The 24,054-nt window shown below is 71.4% G+C and carries 16 protein-coding genes; 6 read left to right on the top strand and 10 right to left on the bottom strand.

The window, feature by feature from the left end:
• Window positions 1–119: 119 nt before the first annotated feature.
• On the top strand, window positions 120–2,126 hold the full coding sequence (locus tag ABH935_RS09325) for an ABC transporter ATP-binding protein (RefSeq protein ID WP_370377407.1): 2,007 nt from the start codon (window positions 120–122) through the stop codon (window positions 2,124–2,126).
• Here the strand turns inward: ABH935_RS09325 and ABH935_RS09320 are convergent.
• Complete coding sequence (locus ABH935_RS09320; protein WP_370377406.1) at window positions 2,060–4,939, bottom strand: type 2 lanthipeptide synthetase LanM family protein; 2,880 nt, start codon at window positions 4,937–4,939, stop codon at window positions 2,060–2,062. The genes ABH935_RS09325 and ABH935_RS09320 overlap by 67 nt on opposite strands.
• Before the next feature lie 7 nt (window positions 4,940–4,946).
• Window positions 4,947–5,141: a DUF6229 family protein gene (locus tag ABH935_RS09315; RefSeq protein WP_370377405.1), complete on the bottom strand. Its 195-nt coding sequence runs from the start codon at window positions 5,139–5,141 to the stop codon at window positions 4,947–4,949.
• 174 nt (window positions 5,142–5,315) lie between these two features.
• Here ABH935_RS09315 and ABH935_RS09310 point away from each other — a divergent pair, with 174 nt between their 5' ends.
• Together ABH935_RS09310 and ABH935_RS09305 are read left to right on the top strand one after the other, a co-directional pair.
• Window positions 5,316–6,227, top strand: coding sequence for a hypothetical protein (locus ABH935_RS09310; RefSeq protein WP_370377404.1), 912 nt, complete (start codon window positions 5,316–5,318; stop codon window positions 6,225–6,227).
• A gap of 61 nt (window positions 6,228–6,288) precedes the next feature.
• On the top strand, window positions 6,289–8,661 hold the full coding sequence (locus ABH935_RS09305) for an SGNH/GDSL hydrolase family protein (RefSeq protein ID WP_370377403.1): 2,373 nt from the start codon (window positions 6,289–6,291) through the stop codon (window positions 8,659–8,661).
• A 91-nt stretch (window positions 8,662–8,752) separates the two neighbouring features.
• Here ABH935_RS09305 and ABH935_RS09300 read toward each other — a convergent pair whose 3' ends face one another.
• The 5 genes from ABH935_RS09300 to cysC all read right to left on the bottom strand — a co-directional run bounded on the left by ABH935_RS09300 (window position 8,753) and on the right by cysC (window position 17,721).
• A complete protein-coding gene (locus ABH935_RS09300; protein ID WP_370377402.1) occupies window positions 8,753–9,826 on the bottom strand; it encodes a phosphotransferase family protein in 1,074 nt (357 codons plus the stop codon).
• 100 nt (window positions 9,827–9,926) lie between these two features.
• Complete coding sequence (locus tag ABH935_RS09295) at window positions 9,927–15,491, bottom strand: carboxyl transferase domain-containing protein (RefSeq protein ID WP_370377401.1); 5,565 nt, start codon at window positions 15,489–15,491, stop codon at window positions 9,927–9,929.
• Between the two features lie 368 nt (window positions 15,492–15,859).
• Window positions 15,860–16,567 (bottom strand): 2OG-Fe(II) oxygenase, encoded by a 708-nt coding sequence (locus ABH935_RS09290; protein ID WP_370377400.1) that lies wholly within the window; start codon window positions 16,565–16,567, stop codon window positions 15,860–15,862.
• A gap of 45 nt (window positions 16,568–16,612) precedes the next feature.
• The gene (locus tag ABH935_RS09285) at window positions 16,613–17,119 is read right to left on the bottom strand and encodes a methylated-DNA--[protein]-cysteine S-methyltransferase (protein WP_370377399.1); all 507 of its coding nucleotides are present in this window, start codon (window positions 17,117–17,119) and stop codon (window positions 16,613–16,615) included.
• Window positions 17,120–17,148: 29 nt separating this feature from the next.
• Window positions 17,149–17,721, bottom strand: coding sequence for an adenylyl-sulfate kinase (cysC, locus tag ABH935_RS09280; protein ID WP_370377398.1), 573 nt, complete (start codon window positions 17,719–17,721; stop codon window positions 17,149–17,151).
• Between the two features lie 70 nt (window positions 17,722–17,791).
• Between cysC and ABH935_RS09275 the strand changes: the two genes are divergently transcribed.
• The gene (locus ABH935_RS09275) at window positions 17,792–18,544 is read left to right on the top strand and encodes an NAD-dependent epimerase/dehydratase family protein (protein WP_370377397.1); all 753 of its coding nucleotides are present in this window, start codon (window positions 17,792–17,794) and stop codon (window positions 18,542–18,544) included.
• Between the two features lie 344 nt (window positions 18,545–18,888).
• On the opposite strand, the gene ABH935_RS09270 is transcribed toward ABH935_RS09275, so the two are convergent.
• The 3 genes from ABH935_RS09270 to ABH935_RS09260 form a co-directional block, all read right to left on the bottom strand.
• Window positions 18,889–19,401, bottom strand: coding sequence for a GNAT family N-acetyltransferase (locus tag ABH935_RS09270; protein ID WP_370377396.1), 513 nt, complete (start codon window positions 19,399–19,401; stop codon window positions 18,889–18,891).
• 137 nt (window positions 19,402–19,538) lie between these two features.
• Complete coding sequence (gene katG / locus ABH935_RS09265) at window positions 19,539–21,779, bottom strand: catalase/peroxidase HPI (protein ID WP_370377395.1); 2,241 nt, start codon at window positions 21,777–21,779, stop codon at window positions 19,539–19,541.
• A 121-nt stretch (window positions 21,780–21,900) separates the two neighbouring features.
• On the bottom strand, window positions 21,901–22,344 hold the full coding sequence (locus ABH935_RS09260) for a Fur family transcriptional regulator (RefSeq protein WP_370377394.1): 444 nt from the start codon (window positions 22,342–22,344) through the stop codon (window positions 21,901–21,903).
• Between the two features lie 124 nt (window positions 22,345–22,468).
• On the opposite strand from ABH935_RS09260, the gene ABH935_RS09255 reads away from it, so the two are divergent.
• Window positions 22,469–23,392 carry a nucleotidyl transferase AbiEii/AbiGii toxin family protein gene (locus ABH935_RS09255; RefSeq protein WP_370377393.1) on the top strand — a complete coding sequence of 308 codons (924 nt, stop codon included), beginning with the start codon at window positions 22,469–22,471 and terminating at the stop codon, window positions 23,390–23,392.
• Window positions 23,389–23,997 (top strand): hypothetical protein, encoded by a 609-nt coding sequence (locus tag ABH935_RS09250; protein ID WP_370377392.1) that lies wholly within the window; start codon window positions 23,389–23,391, stop codon window positions 23,995–23,997. Before ABH935_RS09255 ends, ABH935_RS09250 begins: the two co-directional genes overlap by 4 nt.
• Window positions 23,998–24,054: the final 57 nt, after the last annotated feature.

The following is a 24,054-nucleotide window of genomic DNA, read 5'->3' as shown; positions in this document are numbered from 1 at the left end:
GCCGTGCGCAAGTGTTTGTGAAGGGTCAGTTTCAATCAGTTTCGCGCAGAGTTCGTGCACCAGCGCCCGCGGCGATCTCAGCCCTCGACGATCGACGGCCGGTCGGCGAGACTGATCTGATGACTCGATGGGCCGGGCTCTGGCGGCGGATGACCCGGGCGTTCTCCGTGGACGCGGTGCCCGTCACCGTCATCGACGACATGGCGCCGGACCCGGATGGTTGGAACACCGGCTACGCCGACACCGCCGGCACCGGCTACCGCACCGTGGCGCGCCGCCTGCCGCTGCTGATCGCGACCTCGATCCGGCTGGCCGCCGAGGCCTCCAAGCCGCGCACCATAGCGCTGCTGGTGGTGCAGACGGCCTCCTCGCTGGCCGGGGCCTTCAGCCTGTACGCCACCACCGACGTCCTGGCCCCGCTGTTCGGCGCCGGCGCGACCCCGGACCGGATCCGCGCGGCGCTGCCGTCGATGCTCGTGGTGCTGGTGCTGACCGCCTCGCGGTCGTTGTGCGACTCGATCGCCAAGGCGTTCGCGCAGCAGCTCGGGCCGATGATGGACGCGCGGGCGATGATCCGGCTGCAGGAGCTGTGCACGCGCGCCGAGCTGGTCGCCTTCGACAAGGCCGACTGGGTCGACGCCTCGCAGCGCGCCGAGCGCGGCTCCATCTCGGCGCGCAGCATGCTGGCCATCACGCAGCAGGTGTTGCAGAGCCTCGCGACGTTCATCGGCGTGGCCGGGGTGCTCGCCGTGCTGCATCCGGTGCTGGTGCCGCTGCTTCTGCTGTCGGTGGTGCCGCGATGGTGGGCCGCGGTGCGGGTGGCCCGGTTGGACTACAAGGTTTTCGTGCGCTGGGTCGAGGGCCGGCGCCGGCAGAATCTGTTGATCGGGCTGGCGGTGACGACGACTTCGGCCGCAGCGGTACGCGCGCTGTCGCTGTCCGGGTACCTGGTCGAGCGCTACCGCCGCATCACCGACGCCTACCTGGCCGAGCGGTTGCAACTGGTCCGCGCGGAGGCGTCGTCCATGGTCGTGGGGAACGCCGTCGCAGGGTTCTTCACCGGTGTGGTCTACGCCGTGCTCGCGCTACTGCTGTGGCGGCAGTCGATTCCGCTGGCCGTCGGCGGGACGGCGTACCTGGCCGTGAGCCGGGTGCAGCAGGCGCTGCTCGGTCTGGCCATGGATATCAATGAACTGTATGCCGAGGGCCTGTACCTGGAGGACTACCGCTCGTTCTGCGACGACGCCGCCGGCCACCTGCCGCCGACCGGGAGCGAGCCGGCGCCGGAGGAATTCGAGGAGATCCTCGTCGAGGACGTGGAGTTCACCTATCAGGGGGCGAAGACACCGGCGGTCGCGGGTGTCTCGCTGCGGGTGCGGCGCGGACAAGTGGTCGCGTTCGTGGGGGAGAACGGCGCGGCCAAGACGACGATGGCCAAGCTGCTCGGCCGGCTGTATCTGCCCGATTCAGGACGCATCACCTGGGACGGCCGCGATAGCGCGCAGATGGACATCGACACGTTGCGCTCCCGGATCGCCTTCATCGACCAGGACCACACCCGCTTCCCGTTCACCGCGGGGGAGAACATCCGCATCGGGGAGTGGACCGCGGAGCCGGATCCGGCACGGATCGAGGAGGCGGCCCGGCACGCCGGGGCGCACCAGTTCATCAGTGCCCTGCCGCGCGGCTATGACACGCTGCTGGAACGCAGTCTCAGCGGCGGCCTGTCGGTCTCCGGCGGCCAGTGGCAGCGGCTCGCGCTGGCCCGTGGCTTCTTCCGGCGTGCCGCGCTGGTGATCGCCGACGAGCCGACATCCAGTCTCGACGCCGCCGCCGAAGCAGCGTTCTACCATCGGCTGCGCGAGTACGGCGGCACGATCGTGATGATCACGCACCGGCTGGGGAACGTCGCCGAATGCGCGGACTACATCTACGTCTTCGCCGAAGGGCGGGTCGCCGAGCAGGGGACGCATGCGGAGCTGGTCTCGGCCGACGGCTGGTACGCACGGTCCTACCTTCTTCAGCGACAGAGCTTTGAGAAGGTCGACCGCGCTAGTCGTCAGAACGTATCGTCGAGCACCAACACCGACGGCAACTCGCTGCCGGCGCCCATCCGCAGCAGCTGATACGCCACGCCGCCGAGCCCGGACATCATCGCCGGGGAGAACGCCTCGCGCGCCATGCCGCTGATCGCGCCGTTCTCCTCCAGGCTGGCCACGATGTACGCCTCGAAACCCTTCCGATCCACGCCCGCCGGGGCGAAGCCGTCCCGCAGCGCAGCGTCCATCAGCTCCCAGACACCGAGCTCGCCGTGGCACAGCGTGTGGTTCCAGCCCATGCCTTGCGCGTAGGCGGCGGCCGCGGCGCGCGTCAGGATGCTGTCGACGTTGCCGGACGGCCAGCCGCGCCGCGCCAGGTCCAGCTGGGTCAGGGCGATCCCGACCGAGCCGTGGCACCAGGCGTTGGCGGTCAGGCCGGGCTCGATCTCGCGCAGGTCGGTCCAGCCGCCGACGGACGGGTCGTAGCAGGACTCTTCGAAGGCGAACGCGGCGCGCGCCGTCTCGGACGCCCGGGCGTCGCCGGTGGCCAGTGCGAGGCGGGCCAGCGCCCAGCCGATGCCGGACGCGCCGTGCGCGCAGCCGCCGAGGCCGCCGGGCCAGCGCGCGGTCGGCCAGGTCACGCCGGTGTCCTTGGTCAGCGCGGCGTCGCACAGCACCGCGCCGATGTGCGCGGCGATGTCGGTCCAGCGCTGTTCGCCGGTGGCGGCGGTGAGCTGGAGCAGCGGCACGACGGCGCCGGCCGGGCCGGAGACGAGTTCGTACTCCTCGGCGTCGCCGATCGCGCCGGGGACCAGGGCGGCCAGGGTCCGGGCCCGGTCCAGGGCCTCGTCGCCGACCGCGCCGAGGCGGCGCAGGGTCAGCCAGGTCCACAGCTCCGAGCCCAGGCCGACCCAGCCGCCGGGTTCGCGGGGCCGGATCGCGATGCCGTCGGCACGCAGCTTGGCTGAGTGGTCGCCGGCCAGGCGCATGGTCTGGACGGTCGCGTCGAGGAGCGTGGTGACGCCTTCGACGGCGTCGGCGCGGCCGGCCTCGGCCTCGCGCTGATAGGCGGCCAGCAGCAGTGCCACGCCGGGCAGGCCGCTGTACAGGTCCGGGCTGAGCGGCTGGACGACCCAGCCGGTGAGGCTGAGGACCGGCGCGATCCAGGTGGCGGTGCCGTCCGTGCCCCGCGTGGCGCTGTCACGGAGCTGCCGGACCAGTTCGGCTGCCAGGGTCCTGCGACGCCTGTCGATGCCGCTGGTACTCACGGCGGTCGGTTTGCGCAGGCCCTTGCTCGGCGTCCAGTCAGCATTCAGATACGCGCTGACCAGCGTCGCGCGGATGATGCCGCGGTCGAACCCCAAATCGGCGCCGCGCCAGCGGGTCAGCGCGTCGGCGACCAGGTCCTGCTCGGGCAGCCAGTGCGTGCCGCCGGGGCCGGTGAGCCGGCCGGTGCGGGGCGTGGTGCCGAAGTAGGGGATGTCGCCGGTCAGCAGGTCGGCGATCTCCGCTGCGACGACGTCCGGTTCGCCGGGCGCCGCCGAGGACTGCTGGGCCATCTGGACGAACAGGTCGGTGGCGCGGTGCACGGCCGCGGGCTCGTCGTGCAGCGAGACCGGGTGCCAGAGCATGCGGGCGACTTCTTCGTAGACGTCCGTGGCGCGCAGCACCATACGGATCTGGCAGTCTCCGAACGCTGACATCGCAGGTTCCAGGACACCGGCTCGGTCGGCGTCGGCCAGCGCGTCGCAGCTTTCTTCGAACCCTGCCGCGACCGTCTCCCAGTACTCTGCCAGCGCCGGCTTCGGGCTCGGCAGGCTCGCGGCGGGCTGGGGCGTGGCCTCGGCGAAGCCCAGGCGGGCACGGTCGGTGCCGGCGTCGACGATCACCGGGACCTGACCGGAGGGCTGCTCGTCCGGGAGCGCGCCCACGGAGGAGGAGTCCACGCCGCGCCAGCCCAGGGCCGCACCCCGGTTCGGGAGCATGCCGACGCGCAGCACGGTCTCGTCGACCAGCTTGGCCGCCGTGTCGACGGCGTGGCCCAGGCCCGAGGGCGGGCCCTCGGGGATGGTGCTGAACAGGGTTTCGCAGTCCACGACGACCGGGATCGGGCCGTGCGCGATGACGTTCTCGGTGTGCAGGTCGCTGCCGCCGAGCAGGCGCATCACGGCCAGCCAGTGGCCGACGCCGCGGTAGAAGGCGGTCAGCTCGGCGTCGGAGTCGCAGTAGCGGTGCTCGATGAACTCGCTCCAGCCGTAGCCGTCGCGGGCTATGACGGCCGGTACGCGGATGCGGGTGGCGGCCGAGACGTCGGGGAATACGGTTTCGAGCAGCTCTGTCAGAGCTTTGTCGACCTCGACGGGTCGCGGCTTGTAGACGATCGTGGCCTCGGCCAGCTCCAGGATCGCGACCGACTGTCCGCCCCGGTGGCTGTCGCCGGCGCCGAACTCGACGTGCCGCAGCTCTCCGGGGTCGACGCCGGTCAGCTCCGTCAGGGTGCTGCGATCGGCGGCGAAGCGGCGGGCCAGCGCCCAGGCGGCGTCGGCGCGGCGCTGCATGACGGCGTCCAGGCGCTGCTGGAGCGTGGGATACCGGCCCGACAGCGAGTGCCAGAACTCTGCGTTGTCGGCCATCGCCAGGAACTCGTCCCAGCGCGCGGCGGGATCCTCGGCGGTGAGCCGGCCGGTCAGGCGCGCGGCGTTGAGTTCGAGAAGCAGAACCCTGCTGACCTTGCGGTGGACGGTTTCCAGAATGGCGCGCTCGGCGGCCTCGGCGATCGCCGCGCGCTCGGGCCCGCTCAGGGGCTCGACGGCGGCGAGCCGGGCCGCCAGGCCGGCCGTGACCGGCGCGGCCAGGCAGCCCAGTGCTCCGGCGAACTCACCGGAGAAACGGGAGGTCACCTGCGGTTCAGCAGCACTGGCTGCCGCGCGAGGCGGTGCAGGAGCTGCACGTGCCCCGGGTCTCGCGGATGATCGCGCCGATGATGTCGGCCTCGGCGTACTTGCCGCCGGTGAACAGGGGGCCGGCCGGGCTTTCGTCGTCGCCCGAGCTCAGCCAGCCGCTGATGACGCTGTCGGTGTCGAGGAGTTCGGTTTTGGGCATGCGAGACCTCCAGAGGTGGGGGGAAGGTGACAGAGCACGAACCGGGATCACCGTCTTCGATCGTGCTCGATGTGTTCTGTATATATCTGGCTGTACGTAGTGACAAGGAGAAACATACGATAGTTTGTACCTAGACCAGCATTGACAGAGTCTTGATATCAAGGGGAGTAGATCATGGCTGATGTCCGGGCTGCGGGCCGAGACGCTATGCGGTCATTGGCAGCGTCTTTGGGCGATCGGGCCAACGAGATGGCGGCCGCGGGCCAGGTCGCCGACGTGCCGGCGCTGTGGGAGGACGCCATCGCGGGGCTGCGGGACGAGGAGTCGCGGGCGCTGATCACGCTTGCGTACGCGTGGTATCAGGCGCTGCACGGGGAGGTCGAGCACGGGGTGCGGCTGGCTGTGGGGCTACGGGATTGCCCGTTGTCGTCGGTGCGCGGGCAGATCAGGGTGCTGGTTCGCAACCGAGTGCGGGTCGAGCCGGATCTCGTCGGGCAGACGTGGTTCGCCCTGACGGAGACGGATCTTCCGTCGTGGGCGTCGCTGTCGGATCGGGACATCGACGCGGTCGGGGAGTGGCTCACGGCGGCGTCGTGGGAGGACTCCAGGGCGATTTATGACGCTGACGTAAGCGGAATCCGGTCGCAGGATATTGACGACGCGCTCGCGGAGATCGCGTTGGGCGATCCTCGATTTCGGGCTCCGGTGGCTGTTCATCGGGCGGTTCTGGTTCTCGGTGTCGACGTCGGGTACCGCTGTTTGAGCGATGCGCGGGAGACGGCACGGGTCGCCGGGGAGGTTGTGGCTGCCGGTGATTGGAGCGCTTTGCGGGCGTGCGGGACGATCGAGCTGACGGTGCACGGGCTTGGTTTTCTGGGTGGCGTGCACGGGGTCGCGGCGGAGTTGATGGCCGGTGGTGGCGGTCGTGACCTTGCTATCAGCCCTTTGATGTCGGAGCGGATCGCCGTTGTGGCGCGGGACGCGGAGCCTTGGGAGCGTGCGCAGGCGGCCTCGGATCTGGCCGCTGTCGGGGACGGTTCGCTCGTCGCCTTGCTGGCGGCGATCCCGGATTCCCCTGAGCGATAACGTTCCCTCACTCAATAGTAGGCCATTGACAGCTTGTCAGGGCAATTCGACACTTCGGGGTGTGAACGTTCCCTTCGTCCGGGACCGGCTGCGCCGGCCCGCAGTGCTCTTGTTCGCCTCGTGCCTGTGTTTCGCAGGCCTCATGCACGGCGCCGCGGGTGCCGCGTCCGCGACTTCGCACGCGACTTCGAACGGACTGGCGGCGACTTTCAACAACGCCGGGATCAGCGACGACGCCGCGCAGGCGGCGGCGAATCTGGACGGCGGCGGGTCCAGCTTCTCCGCCGAGGCGCTGGCTGCCGACGGCTGGTCGCCGGGCGCGGTGTACACGCTGGCCGACGGCGCGGCCGTGCGCGTGCCGCAGATCGCGCCGGGCCAGGCCGACAACACCGTCGCCGCCGGGCAGACGTTCGCCGACGCCGGGTCCGGCGGCGCGTTGGATCTGGTGGCGACCAGTACGGACGGGCCCACGAGCGGGACCGGGACGGTGACGTACGCCGACGGGTCGACGCAGAGCTTTGCGATGTCCGTGCCGGACTGGTGGACCGGGACCGTCGCGATCGCGGCCGTGTCGCCGTACCGGAACTCGACCGGCGGCCGGCAGGTGCACCAGGTGAGCCTGTTCCCGACCTCGGTGCCGTTGGTGGCGGGCAAGGCGGTGGCGTCGGTGACGTTGCCGAACACGACCGGCGGTAGCGGCTCGGCGATGCACGTGTTCGCCGCGGCGTTCGGGCCGGCCGCGCCGGTGGCCGCTCTGGCGTCGGCGTTCAACAACGTCGGCGTCAGCGACGACAGCAACGTCACCGGGGCGAACCTGGACGGCCAGGGCAACAGCTTCTCGCAGCAGGACCTCATCGCCGCCGGCTGGTCGCCCGGCGCACAGGTGGTGGGCGGCGCCGCGCGGTTGGCGTTGCCGCAGGTCGCGGCCGGGCAGCCGGACAACGTGGTGGCCAACGGGCAGCAGATCTCCTATTCGGCTTCTGGCAGTGCCCTGAGTTTCCTGGCGACGAGCACCGACGGCGCCGCGTCCGGGTCCGGGACGCTGACGTACAGCGACGGCAGCACGCAGGGCTACACGATCGGCACGCCGGACTGGATCGTCGGCGCGACGGACGCGATGGCGGTCTCGTTGCCGCACTGGAACCAGGCCGGCGGCCAGGCGGGCGCGTCGGCGAAGGTGTACGTGGAGTCCGTGCCGCTGGCGCCGGGCAAGACGCTGGCCTCGCTGACGCTGCCGACCCTGGCGTCGCCTGCGGGCGGCACCGAGCTGCACATCTTCGCGCTCGGCGTGCGGGCCTCGGCCGGGGCCTGGAGCGGGAGCTGGGCCGCGGCCGCCGACGACGGGCTGGTGCCGGGGCCGTGGACCGACCGGACGCTGCGCATGGTCGAGCACTCCAGCGTCGGCGGCACGCAGGTGCGGGTGCGGCTGGACAACGCGTTCGTCGGCGCGCCGGTGAGCGTCGGGCACGTCACGGTCGCGGTGCAGAGCAGCACGTCGGTGGCGACCGGCACGCCGGCCACGCTGACCTTCAACGGGAATCAGGCCACGACGATCCCCGGCGGCGGCCAGGCGATCAGCGACGCGGTGCCGTTCACCGTGCCAGCGGACGCGAACCTGCTGGTCAGCGTGTACTTCCCGGGAACGGTGCAGCTGGAGTCGGTGCACAGCCTCGGCACCCAGGACATGTATTCGACCGCTGATGAAGCGGGCGATCAGACCACTGACGTGAGCAACTACCCGGTGAACAACACCTTCGGCTTCTGGACGCTGCTCTCCGGCGTGGACGTCGTCCCCAGCGGCCCGCCGGTGGGCACGATCGTGGCGCTCGGCGACTCGATCACCGACGGCGTCGGCTCCACGTACAACGGCAACGACCGCTGGCCGAACGACCTCTGGCGCCGCCTGGCGGCGAGCCAGGACCCGCACCGCGGCGTGATCGACGAGGGCATCAGCGCCAACCGCGTCGTCAGCGACGACTTCACCGGCGTGCAGGGCACCGGCAACGGCGGCATCAGCGCGGTGAGCAGGCTCGACCGCGACGTCCTGAGCCAGAGCAACGTCAAGACCCTGATCATCCTGGAGGGCGTCAACGACCTCAAGTCGGGCACCTCCGCCGACGCGGTGATAGCGGGCCTGAAGCAGATCGCCGCGGCAGCACACGCCGAAGGCATCACCGTCCTCGGCGGCACGGTGACCCCCTTCAAGGGCTACAGCGCCTGGACCAGCGCCTCCGAGGCGCAACGGCAAGCGGTGAACACCTTCGTGAGGTCAAGCGGCGGCGTCTTCGACGGCTACGTGGACTTCGACGCGGCCGTGCGGGATCCCGCCAACCCGGCGGCGCTGCTGGCGACTTACGACAGCGGCGACCACCTGCACCCGAGCGCGGCTGGGTACCAGGTGATGGCGGGGGCGGTGGATCTTTCGAAGCTGTGAGGGATCGAGGGTGTGAGGTGATGTGAGGCGATCGTGTGGGGTCGGCGAGGTGAGCTTGTCGGCCCCGCACGAGGTGCCGTGGGCACGGGTGTCACTCCGGTTCGGCGGCGGCGAGGTGGCGGAGCTGACCGACGGGGTGTTCGCGCGGGAGGTCCGGCTCGGGGGCGTGGGCCGGCCAGTGGATCAGGCCGCGGAGGGCGAAGCCGGTGCGGTAGAGCCAGAGGCGGTCGGGGGTGCTGGCCAGTTCGGGGTAGGCCTCGGTGAGCCAGGGGACGATGGCGGGGCGGCCGTCGTCGGGGCTCGGGTGGACGCTTCGGCCGTCGCTCTGGCCGTCGACCCAGGCCCAGAACGACGGCAGCGTGAGCTCGATGTCGCGCGGGCCGAGGCGGGACCACTCGAAGTCCAGGAGTGCGACGATGCGGCCGTCCCGGATCAGCACGTTCGCCGGGGTGCAGTCGGCGTGCAGGAGGACGTCGGCGGAGCGGTCGATCGGGACGCGACCGACGTGGTCGAGTCGGGCCGCGATCCGGTCGAGCACGCTGCCGTCGACGTACATCCGCCCACGCGCGTGCTCGATGAGCCGTTGCAGAAGTGGCACGGACAGTGGTGTCAGGGTACTGGCGGCGATGCGCACCGGATCGGTCTCGGTCGCAGGCACTTCGGCGGCGCGGTAGCGCGTCAGGACCGAGGTCGGGGGCTGCCACTCGTGCAAGCACCGCATGATGTCCGCGAGCTGCCGTACGTAGTCGCGGAGAACCGGCGCGGGTTCGGACTGCCACGCATGCCACAGAGACGTTGCGTGGTGGCGTTTGACCAGCATCCAGCTCAGGGCGTCGTCACGGCCGTGGTCCAAGACCTGCGGTCCCGGGACACCGTCGGGGAGCACCGCGGCCAGTTCGGCTTCGCGCAGCAGGCGGTCGATGTCGCCGCGCCAGCAAACCCGCAGGACCGAGTCCGGAAACAGCCACGTGTCGTTGGAGCCGCTCTCGACGAATGCCTCGTCGCCGGTCAGCGACAACCCTGCGGCGGCCGCGACCCGAGCGAGCCGCCGCCGCGCGACCGCCTCGTCCCACGGCCAGCGTGGGGTGCCGTCGATGATCGGGACTTCGCCGTCGGGGAGGTTGTAGGGGCCTGTGAATCTGGCGATCTCAGCGGCGGTCGACATTCGTGGAGATTACCCGAGGGCAGAAAGGTGGTGGCGGCCAATTACGGCCGCCGCCACCGATCAGCGAATCAAGCGAAGCGAATCAAAGAGCTGAGAAGCGCTACCCCAACCGAGCCTCGATAGCCGCGATGATCTTCGGCCGCATCTCCGCCGCCTTGATCACCTCGTCCACCGAGCCGACCTGCACCGCACGCTGGATGCTGTGCACCCGGTCGAACTCCGTCGCGACCTCGCCCAGCTTCTCGGCTCGCACCGACACCCGCAGCTCGTCGAGCTCCGCCGCCAGCGCCGCGCGGTCGGTGCCCGAGGCCGCCGTGACGCGCGCCTCCAGGTCGCGGATGCGGGGGTCGTTCGCGGTGCGGGAGTTCACGTCGCCGGCGAACACCACCGCGGCCGCCGGGGCGCCGCCGAGCACCGAGGCGTAGGAGCCCTCCAGCGCCAGGACCGTCATGTTCGGGTTCAGGGCCTTGGAGAACACCACGAACGCGCCGCCGTGGTACCGCGAGATCACGCAGAACACGATCGGCCCCTGGAAGTTCACGATCGCGCGCCCGATCTCGGCGCCGTACTCCAGCTGCAGCTTCCGCATCGACTCCGGGGAGCCGTCGAACCCTGACAGGTTCGCCAGTACCACCAGCGGCCGGTTGCCGCTGGCCGAGTTGATGGCGCGCGCGACCTTCTTCGAGGACTGCGGGAACAGCGTGCCGGCGGTGTACGTGTCCGGGCCGTCGGTGGGCGGGAACCCCCGGCGCGGCACGGCCCGCGACTCGATCCCGACCAGGCAGACCGGCAGCCCGCCCAGGTGCACGTCCTGCACCACCGAGGTCTCCGCGCCCGCCATCCCGGCCCAGCGCTCCAGCACCGGGTGGTCCTGGTCGGACAGGGCGCGCATCACGGTCCTGATGTCGAACGCCTTCTTGCGGTCCGGGTTCGCCGCGGCGCTGAAGATCTCGCCGACCGTGGCGAAGTCCGAGCCCGCGAAGGTGTGCGGGAAGGAGCTGATGTCGCGGTTGTGCGGGTCGTCCGTCGCGGCCCGGCGCGGCGTGGATTCGCCGGGGGCGATGTACGTGTGGTCGTAGTGCGCCATCAGCACGTCCCGAGCCGCCGCCAGCGAAGGCGCCCAGTACTGCGCCTGACCGTTCGGGCCCATGACGCGGTCGTAGCCGCCGATACCGAAGTTGTCCTCGGCCGAGACACCGCCGGAGAAGTCCAACGCCTGCTTGCCGGTCAGCACCATCGCCGAGTCCGGAGTCATCACCAGCACGCCGCGCGTGTGCATCAGCATCGTGGCCTCGGCGTTCCAGTACGGCTGCGCGCCGACGTTGATGCCGTTGACCACGACGTTGATCTCGCCGCCGTCCTGGGTGAACTCCACGATCCGCTTCAGCGCCGCGGCGACCCAGTCCATGTTCTCGGTGCCGGACTGCATCGAGATGCGCGCGCCGGACGACAGCGCGTACCACTCCAGCGGAACCTTCATCTGCTCGGCCAGGTCCAGCGCGGCGATCACCCGGCGGCACTCCGGCTCCGACAGCGCGCCCAGGGACTTCGTCGGGTCGCCGAGCAGCAGGACGCGGGTGACGCCCTGGCGGTGCCGACGGGTCCGGGTGGTGACCACGCCGGCCACCATCGCGGCCTTGTTCTGCCCCTTGGGCCGGTCCACCGGGACCAGCCGGTGCTCCCCGTCCGAGTCGGCCGAGTTGGCCGACTCGGCTGAGCCGGCTGAGTCGTCCAGGTCGTATTCAGCGAAGTCGCCGAGCTGGTCCACCAGCTCGTACGGGTACACCGTGCCCCGGCTGGCCGCGCGCAGCACCTTCAGCCGGTAGTCGTCCAGCGGCTCGATCGGGTCCAGGGTGGGCTCGCCCACGCTCAGCGAGGGGTTCCCCGCGGTGTCGAAGCGGACCCGGACCGCGATCTTGATCAGCTCGCCGGTCTTCCACGAGCGCTGACGCCCGATGAGCTCGATCTCCTCCAGGCCCGCGCCGGCCGTCGAGGGCAGGATGCGCTGCGCGATCAGGAACAGCTCCGAGCGCTTGATGTCCGACACCGGCCACAGGTAGACCACGACCCGGTTGGTGCTGAACCGCTTGTTGGACGGCCGCCGCAGCTGTGCGCGCCGGATGGAGTCCACGCACGCCGCGATCGCGTCCTCGGCGGTCGGCAGCGCCACCAGGCGGCCGTCGTGGTCGCGCAGCTCGGTCAGGTCGCGGACCTGGGTGAAGGCGACCAGCCGGTCGTCGGCCGGGTTCTCCCGGGCCACGCACTGGTACAGGTACACGTCCTCGTCGGAGGACGGCTGCCGCGTGAGGTCGAACTTGGTCAGCCGCTCCAGCTGCATCCGCTCGGCGATGTAGGGGTGCAGGCCGCGGATCAGCCGCTCCTCGGTCATCCCGGTGGTGGTGCGCCGGAAGGTGAAGTGGTGGTGCATCACGGCGCCACGCCGACCGGCGACCGTGGCGGTCACCCGCCGCACCTGCTGCGGCAGCGGGTGCGCGCTCATCACGCGCTGCAACGCGGTCGCGGCCTCGTCGGTGTCCGGCTGGTTCTCCCACAGCAGGTAGATGTCGGCGTCCAGCGCGCCGTCGGAGGCGGCCAGTTGCCCCAGGCCGTCCAGGGTGTCGCCGAGCCGGTCGAAGGGCACGGCCGCGGACACCAGGCGCGAGCTGTCGTGCTCGGCGACGACGAAGGAGCTGCCGGCGACCTCGGTGGTCTGGACGCCGGTCAGGCCCTTGTTGCCGTAGTAGCGCCGGGTGAGTACTTCGAGCATCACCGAGTTGTCCAGGTCCGGATGGACCAGGCGCTGCCCCAGCAGCCGCACCAGCGGCTCGGTGCTGCGCACCATCTCGGCGATCCGCTCGGCGCGGTCCTCGGCCCGCGGGTTCTCGTCCAGGTAGCGCAGGTTCTTGCGGACCTCGGCGTAGACGCGGGCCCGGTTGCGGCGCAGCAGCGGCTGGCCGAACCAGGCGTAGACCACGCCGCGCGCCAGGTCGGCGATGGTCGGGAAGCGCACCTGCGTGGCCGCGATCAGCTGCTCCAGGGCCAGGCCCGTGGGCTCGCGCAGCAGCTCGTCCGGCGGGAGTTCGCGCAGCCAGGCGCGCAGCAGCGTGGTCACCACGGCGGCGTCCGTCGCGGCACGCTGCCGGGCCAGGAAGATGCGGAACACCGCCGCTTCCAGCTCCGGCGAGCGGTCCAGCTCGGTGATGCCGTAGTGCGCCAGCGCCTTGCGCAGGGCCGCCTGGAAGGACTCCGGCAGGCCCGCGCGCTCCACGTCCAGGCTCTGCAGGTAGGTGTGGAAGTACTCGTGCGCGCTGTGCAGCTGGCTTTCGCCGGCCTCGTCCTTCTCGGCCCCGGCCGGACGGTTCTGGCCCAGGTCGGCCAGGTCGGCGAAGACCTCGATCAGGCCCAGCTCGCCGGCCCGGGGCCGCAGGCCCTGCTCGCCGGCGACGGTGCGGGCCTCCAGGTAGGCCTCCAGGATGCGGTCCTCGTCGTGCGGGTCCACGTCGAAGCCCAGCAGCAGGCTGCGAAGGTCCTCCTGGCCCTGGGCCACGCGGGTGCGGACCGGCACCTCGGTCGGGGCGGGCGGCAGGTCCAGCTCGACGGCCTCGGTCTGCTGCGCCGCGCCGGCAGCGGCGGCGGTGTCAGAAGCGTCCTCCTCGACGATCTGCTCCAGCCGCAGCAGCGGGGCGCCGGTCTCCACCTGACTGCCGACGCTGACCGCCAGCTCCTTCAGCCGGGCCTTGAACGGCGCGCGCAGCACCGTCTCCATCTTCATGCTCTCCAGCACGACGACCGGCGCTCCGGCCTCGACCTCCGCGCCGACCTCCAGCGGCGTGGCGATCACCAGGGCCGGGGCCGGGGAGCGGACCACGCCGCCCTCGTCGCGGCTGACGCGGTGTGTGACGCCGTCCACCTCGACCTGGTGCACCGAGCCGTGGGTGGCGGTCAGCAGGCGGAAGCGCTGGCCGTTGACCACGATCTGGCCGGTGTGCCGGTCGAAGCGGTCCAGCACGACGTCCGCGGTCTGTGTCTGTGTCTGTGTCTGAGTCTGGGACTGCGCGCCGTGGCCGTCGCCGGCCTCTATCCCGACCCGGAAGCGCGCCGCGCCGACCCGGGCCACCCGGACCCGGTAGCCCACGCCGCGCAGCTTCAGGTCCAGCGGCCGGCCGGACTCGTGCTGCACCTGCGGGCGGCCGCCGGAGGCGGTGGACAGCAGCCGGGCCCGCTCGACCCGCTCCTCGTCCTCGTAGGCGTCGATCGCGGCGGCGGCCAGCGCGACGGCGGCGTTGCGGTGCGAGACCAGGCGGCCCTCGGCGCGGACCCGGTCGATCCAGCCGGTGTCGGCGGAGGCGTCGATGACCTCGGGCTGGTCCAGCAGGTCCAGCACGAAGCTCTTGTTGGTGGTGCCGCCCTCGATGACCACGGAGGTCTCGGCCATCGCGCGGCGCAGCCGGCCCAGGGCCTCGTCGCGGTCCCGGCCGTAGGCGATGACCTTGGCGATCATCGAGTCGAAGTCGGCGGGGATGGTGTCGCCCTCGGACACGCCGGTGTCCACCCGGACGCCGGGACCGGCCGGCAGGTCCAGGCGCGTGATCCGGCCCGGGGAGGGCGCGAAGTCGCGGTCCGGGTCCTCGGCGTTGAGCCGGGCCTCGATCGCGTGCCCGCGCTCGGCCGGCGGGCGGCCTTCGAGGCGGCCGCCGGAGGCCACGTGCAGCTGCGCCTTGACCAGGTCGAAGCCGGTGGTCAGCTCGGTGATCGGGTGCTCGACCTGCAGGCGGGTGTTGACCTCCAGGAAGGCGAACTGCCGGTCGCCGGGGTGGTACAGGAACTCCACGGTCGCCGCGCCCCGGTAGCCGACGCGGACCGCCAGGCGCTCGGCGGAGGTCTTCAGCTGCTCGACCTGCTCGGGACCGAGGACCGGGGAGGCGGACTCCTCGATCACCTTCTGGTTGCGCCGCTGCACCGAGCAGTCGCGCACGCCCAGGGCCCAGGCCGTGCCCTGGCCGTCGGCGATCACCTGCACCTCGACGTGGCGGGCGCCGGTGACCAGGCGCTCCAAGAAGACGATGCCGGAGCCGAAGGCGCGCGCGGCCTCCTGGCTGGTGCGCTCGTAGGCGTCGACGAGTTCGGCCTCGTCGGTGATCACGCGGATGCCGCGTCCGCCGCCGCCGGCGGTGGCCTTCAGCATCAGCGGGTAGCCGATCTGCCCGGCCGCCTCGATCGCCGCCTCCAGCGTCTCGACCGCGCCGCGGCTCCACGGCGCCACCGGCACGCCGACCTCCTCGGCCAGCAGCTTCGCGCCGATCTTGTCGCCGAGCTGCCGCATCGCGTCCGCGGACGGCCCGATGAAGGTGACGCCGATCCGGTCGCAGAGCTCTGCGAACGCCGGATCCTCGGCGACGAAGCCCCAACCCACCCAGGCCGCGTCCGCGCCGGACTCCACCAGCGCGCGCTCCAGCAGCTTCAGGTCCAGGTAGGGGCGCGCGGCGGCGGGGCCGAGGTCGTAGGCGACGTCGGCCTCGCGCACGAACGTGGCGTCGCGGTCCACGTCCGTGTGCAGGGCTACGGTCTCGATCGGCGCGGCGCTTTGCGCGCTCAGCTCGCGGACCGCGTGGATGAGGCGCATCGCGGCCTCACCACGGTTGACGATGGCGACACGACTGAACACCGGCCGGGGCCCTTCCTCTATACCAAGGCACCAGTCGTGCGACCGGTCGTGGGCTGGCCGGTTTCCCCGCGCAGTCGTTGGTGTCGGCCGGACGAGCTGGTTGTGACTGGTCGGAGTGTAGTGCAACGGGGGCGGGGGTCCGTGGAGCGTGGGGTGGCCGGCGGGCTACCGGTCGGTAGGGTGCCGGGCGCTGGGGTGGTGGTTACGGGCACGGTATCGACGGTAGCGCGGGGGTTGCGTCCGGTCTGCGTGTGTTATTGCTGAGTTGGTGAGGCGGGGTCGGGGTGATGTTGGCGGGATGACTGCGTTCTCCCGTGTTTGTTCTGCCGTGCCAGACCTCGAAGACGCGGTGGCTTCGGCGGCGCCGCTCATGCCGCGTCGTGGAAGACCAGGCCGAGGGCGTGGCGGCGGCCGGAGCGCACGGTGCTGACGCCGTGCCGCACCGGGCCGGTGGACCAGCCGCGGGCTGAGGGGACGGGGCGGTCGCGGGTGGTGAAGATCAGCGCGTGGCCTTGGGGGAGCGGGGTGGCGGTGCCGCGGGATTGGGCGCGGGGCCGTTGCTCGACGAGGAGGAACTCGCCGCCGGTGTAGTCGGTGCCGTACGCGTCCAGGCCGATGACCGCCTGGAGCGGGAACACCATGTCGCCGAAGATGTCGCGGTGCAGGGCGTTCCAGTCGCCGGGGCCGTAGCGGAGCAGGATCTGGGCCGAGCGGGCCTGGCCGGCGGCGTGGCACTGCGTCAGCCACTCGTCGAGGTCGTCGGGCCACGGCGCCGGGCGTCCCAGGCGTGCGGCCCAGTCTCGGGCGACGGGGAGCAGGTGCGGCCAGAGGGCACGGCGCAGGGTGTTGACGGTGTCGGGCAGGTCGTGGGTGAAGTAGCGGTACTGGCCGGAGCCGAAGCGGTGGCGCGCCATGTCGACGGTTGTGCGGAAGAGCTCGGGGCGGTCGTAGAGGGCTGCGATGGTGCCGCACTGCTCGGGGGTGAGCAGCTGCGGGGTCGGGGCGCAGCCGTACGCGTCGAGTTCGGCGGTGATCGACGTCCAGTCGGCAGTGGCGAGGGTCGTGGCGGTGGGCATGGCAAGTTCCTTACTCGGCGGTGCGGTGCGGTGCGGTGCGGCGACTCAGACCAGCAGCGGCGCGATCGCCCCCTCCAGCGCCAGCAACCACTGCTTGCGCTCCACACCTCCGGCGTACCCGCGCATCGACCCGTCGGCGCCGATGACCCGGTGGCACGGCCGCACGATCAGCAGCGGGTTCGCCCCGATCGCCGCGCCCAGCGCCTGGACCCGGTCGCGCGGTAGGCCGAGCTGCGCCGCCAGCGCGCCGTAGGTGGTGGTCGTGCCGTGCGGGACGGTGTCGAGCGCGTCCCAGACGCGGCGCTGGAAGTCGGTGCCCGCGACCGCGTATTCGAGCGAGAACTCGGTGCGGGTCCCGTCGAAGTACTCCCGCAGCTGCCGCGTCACTTCGGCGAAGGCCTCGGGGTCGGCGGTCCAACCGTCGCGGACCTTCGGCGCGTACCGCTGTCCGTCCATGGACAGCGACGCCAGCCGCACGACACCGTCCGCGTTCTTCTCGCCGACCAGCAGCAGAGGTCCGATGGGGCTCTCGATCTCGGTGTAAACGTTCATGGATCCAGTCTGAGCCGGATCGGTGCTCGCTACTGGCGGGATTCGGACATGGCGTCGATGAGCAGCTGGATGAGTAGGTGATGGACCGCTTTGGCGGACGCTTCGACCGGCTCGTGGAGCGTGTCGATGCGAAGCTCCGGCGATTCCGGGGCCTCGTACGGGTCGTCGATGCCGGTCAGGCCGACGAGCGAGCCGGCCGCCTGCCGTCGGTACAGGCCTTTCACATCCCGCTGGACGCATACCGCGAGGGGTGTCGCGACGTGGATCTCAAGGTAGGGAACGCCAGCGGTCGCGTGCAGCCGCCGGACCTCCGCGCGCGAGTCGGCATACGGGGCTATGACCGCCACCAGCACGATCGCCCCGCCGCCGGCCAGGGACGCGGCGAGTGTCCCGATCCGCCGCACGTTCTCCTCGCGGTCGGCGCGGCTGAAGCCGAGGCCGGCTGAGACCGTCCGGCGCAGCTCGTCGCCGTCCAGCACTTCGACCGGCAGCCCCTGCGAGCGCAATTCTGCCGCGACCGCAGCGGCGATCGTGCTCTTGCCCGAGCTGGGCAGCCCGGTCAGCCACACTGTGGCGCCGCGCGAGGTGTTCCGGCTGATCACGGGCCGAGTGTACGGCGTGGCCGAGCGGAAATTCCGGTTAGCGGTCGTGCCTGCCTGCTACCGTACGTGAATGCGCATCCTGATAGTCGGTGGTTCGGGCTATGTCGGTACCCTGATGCTTCCCTGGCTGGCCGCGGAGCATGAGATCCGGGTCCTGGACCTGGTGCCGCCGCAAGGGGACTACGACTACGTCGCCGGCAGCGCGACGGATCCGGCGGCGCTGGCGACCGCGCTGGACGGGATGGACGCCGTGGTGCACGGCGCGATGGGCCTGCGCTCCCAGACCGCGTGGCCGGAGCCGGACACGGCCAGCTCGTTCGAGGTGAACGTGGCCTCGGTCTACACGACGCTGGAGGCCGCCCACACCGCCGGCGTGTCGCGGGTGGTGCTGATCGGCAGCATGTCGGTGTTCGCCAACGAGCCGGTGCGGCTGTCCTCCCGCGACGTCGACGAGACCACCGAGCCGGACGCCACCAACTTGTACGGCGTGACGAAGCGCCTGGCCGAGCAGGTGGGCCGCATCGCCGCGCAGGCTCACGGCATGACGGTCACGGTCCTGCGCCTCGCCTGGCCGACGCCGGAGGACGTCTGGCCGCTGTGGGCGCTGCCGGTTCTCGATGAACCGATGGACATCCGCCGCGCCGACGGCACGCAGATCCCGGCGCTCGCCGCCTCGGACCTGGCTGCCGCGGTCTCCGCCGCGGTCCGCAGGGACGCCGGCGGCTACGACGTGTTCCACATCTTCGGCGCCGACGATTCCGGGCGCGGCTGGAGTGCGGCCAAGGCGCGCGACGGGCTCGGGTGGGTCGCGCGGCGCAGGTGAGAGCGGGCGTGACCGGTCATCGTACTCGGTCGCGCTGAGATCGGGGAGTACCGAGGTCAGGCAGCGCTGAGCTCAGGTGGCGCTGAGCTCAGGCAGTGCCGAGGTCAGGTGGCGCTGAGGCCAGGCAACGCCGCGGTCGGGTGGCGCTGAGCTCAGGCAGTGCCGAGGTCAAGCGGCGGTGAGGCCAGGCAGCGCCGCGGTCGGGCGGCGCCGCGGTCGGGCAGCGCTGAGGTCAAGCGGCGGTGAGGCCAGGCAGCGCCGCGGTCGGGCGGCGCCGTGGTCGGGCGGCGCCGTGGTCGGGCGGCGCCGTGGTCGGGCAGCGCTGAGGCCAGGCAGCGCTGAGCTCAGCCAGCCGTCAGATCGAGCCGCCACACGTTCGAGCGGATGAAGTGCCCCTTCGGATACTCGAACTCGGACTCCCCGACCAGCTCGAACCCGGCCTTCCGGCACACGGCGTTCGACGCCCCGTGCTCGACCGACGGGAACGCGTACAGCCACCGGTGCCGACCGTCGGCGCGCGCTGCCTCCGCCGCCGCGACCGTCGCGGCCACCGCGAGGCCGCGGCCCTGGAACTCGGGCAGGATGCCGTATCCGGTCTCGTAGGCGGCCTCGCCGTCCCACTCGTGGTCCCAGAAGCCGGTCGAGCCCGCGACCTCGCCGCTGGGCAGGACCACGCGGAACATGGACCCGTTCTCGGCCGGGTCGAGGTAGCGCCGGTGCCGGTCGGCCAGCTTCTCCTCGCTCTCCGGACCGCCGAGATGCTCGGTCATCTCCGGCGTGTTCTGGCGGCGGAGCACGTCGAAGTCGGCGTCGGACCAGGGTTCGAGCTTGATCAGGGGGATGGTGCTGTCGGCCATGGTCACCAGGGTACGACCGGGCACTGACAAGCCGCGCACAAGCCGCGCACAAGGAGGGGCCCCGCCCGAACGCCGAAGCGTCCGAGCGGGGCCCAGGTCGAACCGCTGTCCCGACCCGCGACCTACCGGTGCGGGACCTACCGGTGCAGGTCGAACCGGTCCAGCTCCAGCACCTTGCCGAAGGCCGCCGCGAACTCCTTCGCGAACTTCTCCTTCGCGTCGTCGCCCGCGTACACCTCGGCCAGCGCGCGCAGCTCGGAGTTCGAGCCGAACACCAGGTCGGCCCGCGTACCGGTCCACTTCACCGCGCCGGAGGCGTCGCTGCCCTCGAAGGTGGTCGAGTCGGCGTCGACCGGCTTCCAGGTGGTGTCCAGGTCCAGCAGGTTGACGAAGAAGTCGTTCGTCAGCACGCCGGGCTTGTCCGTGAACACGCCCGCGGTGCTGCCGCCGTGGTTGGCGCCGAGCACGCGCAGGCCGCCGACCAGGACCGTCAGCTCCGGGGCCGACAGGTTCAGCAGGTTCGCCTTGTCCAGCAGCAGGTACTCCGCCGGGAACGAGGTGTCCTTACCCTGGTAGTTGCGGAAGCCGTCGGCGCGGGGCTCCAGGTAGGCGACCGAGTCGATGTCGGTCTGCTCCTGGGTGGCGTCGGTGCGGCCCGGGTGGAAGGGCACGGCGACGTCGAAGCCGGCGTCCTTCGCCGCCTTCTCCACGCCCGCGGCGCCGGCCAGGGCGATGACGTCGGCCAGCGAGACCTTCTTGCCGCCGCTCGCGCCCTCGTTGAACGCCGAGACGACGCCTTCGAGCTTGCGCAACACCGGCGCCAGCTTCTCCGGCTCGTTGACTTCCCAGCCGGACTGCGGCTCCAGGCGGATGCGGGCGCCGTTCACGCCGCCGCGCTTGTCGCTGCCGCGGAACGAGGCCGCGGCGGCCCAGGCGGTGGTGACCAGCTGCTGCACCGTCAGGCCGGAAGCCAGGATGCTCGCCTTGATCGCGGTGGCGTCCGCGTCGTCGATCAGCGGGTGGTCGACGGCCGGCAGCGGGTCCTGCCACAGCAGGCGCTCGCTGGGGACCTCGGGGCCGAGGTAGCGCACGATCGGGCCCATGTCGCGGTGCGTCAGCTTGTACCAGGCGCGGGCGAAGGCGTCGGCGAAGGCCTGCGGGTCGTCCTTGAAGCGGCGCGAGATCGGCTCGTAGATCGGGTCGAAGCGCAGCGACAGGTCGGTCGTGAGCATCGTCGGCTGGTGCTTCTTGGCGCTGTCGAAGGCGTCCGGGACGGTGCCGGCGCCGCCGTTCTCCTTCGGGCGCCACTGGTTGGCGCCGGCCGGGCTCTTGAACAGCTCCCACTCGTAGCCGAACAGGATCTCGAAGAAGCTGTTGTCCCAGGTGATCGGCGTGTTGGTCCAGATGCCCTCCAGACCGGAGGTGATCGCGTCCGCACCGACGCCGCTGCCGTGGCTGCTCTTCCAGCCCAGGCCCTGGTTCTCCAGCGGGGCGTCCTCGGGGTCCGGGCCGACGGCCTCGGACGGGCCGGCGCCGTGGGTCTTGCCGAAGGTGTGGCCGCCGGCGATCAGCGCGACGGTCTCCTCGTCGTTCATCGCCATCCGGCCGAAGGTCTCGCGGATGTCGCGGGCCGCGGCGACCGGGTCCGGGTTGCCGTTCGGGCCCTCGGGGTTGACGTAGATCAGGCCCATCTGGACCGCCGCCAGCGGCTCCTCCAGCTTGCGGTCGCCGGTGTAGCGCTGGTCGTCCAGCCACACCTGCTCCGGGCCCCAGTAGACGTCGTCGTCCGGCTCCCAGACGTCGGGACGGCCGCCGGCGAAGCCGAAGGTCTTGAAGCCCATCGTCTCCAGCGCCACGTTGCCGGTCAGGATGATCAGGTCGGCCCAGGACAGGTTCTGGCCGTACTTCTTCTTGACCGGCCACAGCAGGCGGCGCGCCTTGTCCAGGCTGGCGTTGTCCGGCCAGGAGTCCAGCGGCGCGAAGCGCTGCTGGCCGGTGCCGCCGCCACCGCGGCCGTCGTGCACGCGGTAGGTGCCGGCGCTGTGCCAGGCCATGCGGATCATGAACGGGCCGTAGTGCCCGAAGTCGGCCGGCCACCAGGGGCGGGAGTCGGAGAGCACCGCGGCGATGTCGGCCTTGACGGCCGCCAGGTCCAGCGTGTTGAACGCGGCGGCGTAGTCGAAGTCCGCGCCGTTCGGGTTCGCGACCGCCGGGTTCTTCGCCAGGATCTTCAAGTTCAGCCGGTTCGGCCACCACTGCCGGTTGCCGCCGCCGGCGGTCGGGTGCGCGGCCCGGCCGTGCGGGACCGGGCAGCCGCCTACACTCGCCTGCGCGCCGTGATCGATGTCGACGTCGATGTCGCCATGCTTCTCAGACATCTTAGGGGGAGTCCTTCCGGGTTCTGGCGGTTCACGCTTGTTCGGATGTTCTCTGATGTTCTCGGTCGTTCTTTGGTGCTCTGTGCTGCTGGTGTACCGGGTCGCCGGCGGCCACCCCCGGCTACCCCTGGGGACCGGCCGGGACGGCGCAGTCGGGGCACAGGCCCCAGTAGACGACCTCGGCCTCGTCGATGGTGAAGCCGTGGTCGTCGACCGGGTCCAGGCAGGGGGCCGCGCCGACCGCGCAGTCGACGTCGACCACCGTGCCGCAGTTCCGGCAGACCAGGTGGTGGTGGTTGTCGCCGACCCGGCCCTCGTAGCGCGCCGGGCTGCCGGCCGGTTCGATGCGCCGGACCAGCCGGGCCGCGGTCAGCGCGTGGAGCGCCTCGTAGACGGCTTGCAGCGACACGTGGCCGACCCGCGCGCGCACCCCGGAGGCGATGGCGTCGGCGTCCAGGTGGTCGCCGCCGCGCACGGTCTCCAGCAGGGCCACGCGCGCCGCGGTCACCCGGAGTCCGGCGCCGCGCAACTCCTCCGCGGCGGTCGGCGGGTGTGGTGCGGTCATGGCTTCAACCTATCGGGCTAGAGGCGAACAATTCAAGATAACGAGTCGTGCAAGTTTTGACGCGCCGGACTGCTCCGTCCGGGGGAGGGCCCGGTGTCGGAGCGGTCCGCCATAATCGGCGGCCATGGACGACCTCGGGCTGCCGCGCGACCGCGACACCTGCCACCGCCTGGCCTTGGACCACGTTTTGGCGCTGATCGCGGAGGCGCCGTGGAGCAGTCGTCTCGTGCTTCGCGGGAGCATGCTGATGACGGCATACGCCGGATCGGCGGCTCGCAAACCAGGCGATCTGGACTTCATGGTGGTGAAGGACGGCTGGCCGGTCGACGACGAGGAGCCCTATCCGTACGTGGACGACCTGGCGACCGTGCAGCAGTGGCCGGAGGTCGCCGACGGCGCCGGACGTGCCGAGCTCTGGGCCGACGGCGAGTTCGACACCGGGGGACAGCGTCCGCGGGTGTCGCCGGACGGGGTGAGCTGGATCCGGGCCGAGCAGTGGGAGGAATCGGCGCCGTATGAGGATCTGCGGCAACGGATCCGGGAGAACCCGAGCGCGGGGCACGGGATCGTGCTCGATCCGGAGGCGTTCGACGAGTCGGGGGACTGGACGTATTCGGGCTATGCGATGCTCGGCTCGCGGGTGAAGATCCCGTGGGAGACGCGCGACGACTCGGCGCAGCGGATATCCGGCGTGGTGCAGCTCGACTTCGCCGCGGACGAGCCGATGCCGAGGCGGCCGGTGTGGACGCGGATACCGCGGCTGGCCGGGGGCTTCAGCGTGCTGTGGGCCGCAGGTCCGGAGCTGTTGCTGGTGTGGAAGCTGATGTGGCTGGTCGAGGACTCCAGTGACGGCGGGGTCAGCCGGGGCAAGGACTTGTACGACGCGGTGGTGCTGGCCGAGCTCACCACGGCACAGGCCGGGCTGAGGCGTCGTGATGTGGACGGTCTGCGGGTCGACTGGGAGGCTTTCCTGGCCGAGAATCCGCAGGTCGAGGGCTCGGTCGGGGAGTGGAAGCAGCGGTTGATGAACGCGCTGGGGCTGGTGTGAGCGAGGTTGTGGGGGACTTCGAGTTCCACATCACTGTTTCCGGCGACGACGCCGCCGGGCTCGCGGCGTGGGCGGGGGAGCGTGGGGTGAAGTTCACGCACATCGTGTTGGCGCGGGGCGAGACGGTGTCACAGCCGATGCTGACGCTGCCAGGTGCCGGGACGGTTGCTGCGGTGCTCGCCGACGCCGAGGCGATGGCGGGGGAACTGCGGGAGGCGGGGTTCCAGGTCACGCGGGTGAAGGTCGAGTCCTCGCCGTTCGCGGACGGAGTGCCTGTCACGGCCGAGCAGGCTGTGGACGACAAGTACTTCGAGCATCATGTCAAGCTGCTGCTGCCGCCGGGGGTCGATGAGGCCGCGCTCGCTGATCTGGTGATGCCGCATGGTGCGCATCTGTCGCGGAACGCGCGCCGGGTCCGCGATGACGGACGCGCAGAGAGGTTCGTGACGCAGCGCTGCCATCGGGTCGGGACCGATACCGCGGTCGCGGACCTGGACCAGCTCATCGCGACCCTGCACGACGCCGGCCACGAGCTGGTCAGCGTCGAGCGCGAATACGTGGTCCACGACAGCAGCCCCGCGGTGGACGCCGGCTGGATCGGCTGAGCGACAGGCCACATCCAGTCAGCAGGCGCTCGCCGCCGCACGGCCGCCAGCCGCGCC

This window comes from Catenulispora sp. GAS73, assembly GCF_041262085.1.
In the GTDB taxonomy this organism is placed as follows: domain Bacteria; phylum Actinomycetota; class Actinomycetes; order Streptomycetales; family Catenulisporaceae; genus Catenulispora.
This window is presented reverse-complemented; position numbering and strand designations above follow the sequence as displayed.

Coding starts and splice junctions, on each gene's coding strand:
- ABH935_RS09325 (WP_370377407.1), top strand. CDS start 120: ATGACTCGATGGGCCGGGCTCTGGCGGCGGATGACCCGGGCGTTCTCC.
- ABH935_RS09315 (WP_370377405.1), bottom strand. CDS start 5,141: ATGCCCAAAACCGAACTCCTCGACACCGACAGCGTCATCAGCGGCTGG.
- ABH935_RS09310 (WP_370377404.1), top strand. CDS start 5,316: ATGGCTGATGTCCGGGCTGCGGGCCGAGACGCTATGCGGTCATTGGCA.
- ABH935_RS09300 (WP_370377402.1), bottom strand. CDS start 9,826: ATGTCGACCGCCGCTGAGATCGCCAGATTCACAGGCCCCTACAACCTC.
- ABH935_RS09290 (WP_370377400.1), bottom strand. CDS start 16,567: ATGCCCACCGCCACGACCCTCGCCACTGCCGACTGGACGTCGATCACC.
- ABH935_RS09285 (WP_370377399.1), bottom strand. CDS start 17,119: ATGAACGTTTACACCGAGATCGAGAGCCCCATCGGACCTCTGCTGCTG.
- ABH935_RS09275 (WP_370377397.1), top strand. CDS start 17,792: ATGCGCATCCTGATAGTCGGTGGTTCGGGCTATGTCGGTACCCTGATG.
- ABH935_RS09270 (WP_370377396.1), bottom strand. CDS start 19,401: ATGGCCGACAGCACCATCCCCCTGATCAAGCTCGAACCCTGGTCCGAC.
- katG (WP_370377395.1), bottom strand. CDS start 21,779: ATGTCTGAGAAGCATGGCGACATCGACGTCGACATCGATCACGGCGCG.
- ABH935_RS09260 (WP_370377394.1), bottom strand. CDS start 22,344: ATGACCGCACCACACCCGCCGACCGCCGCGGAGGAGTTGCGCGGCGCC.
- ABH935_RS09255 (WP_370377393.1), top strand. CDS start 22,469: ATGGACGACCTCGGGCTGCCGCGCGACCGCGACACCTGCCACCGCCTG.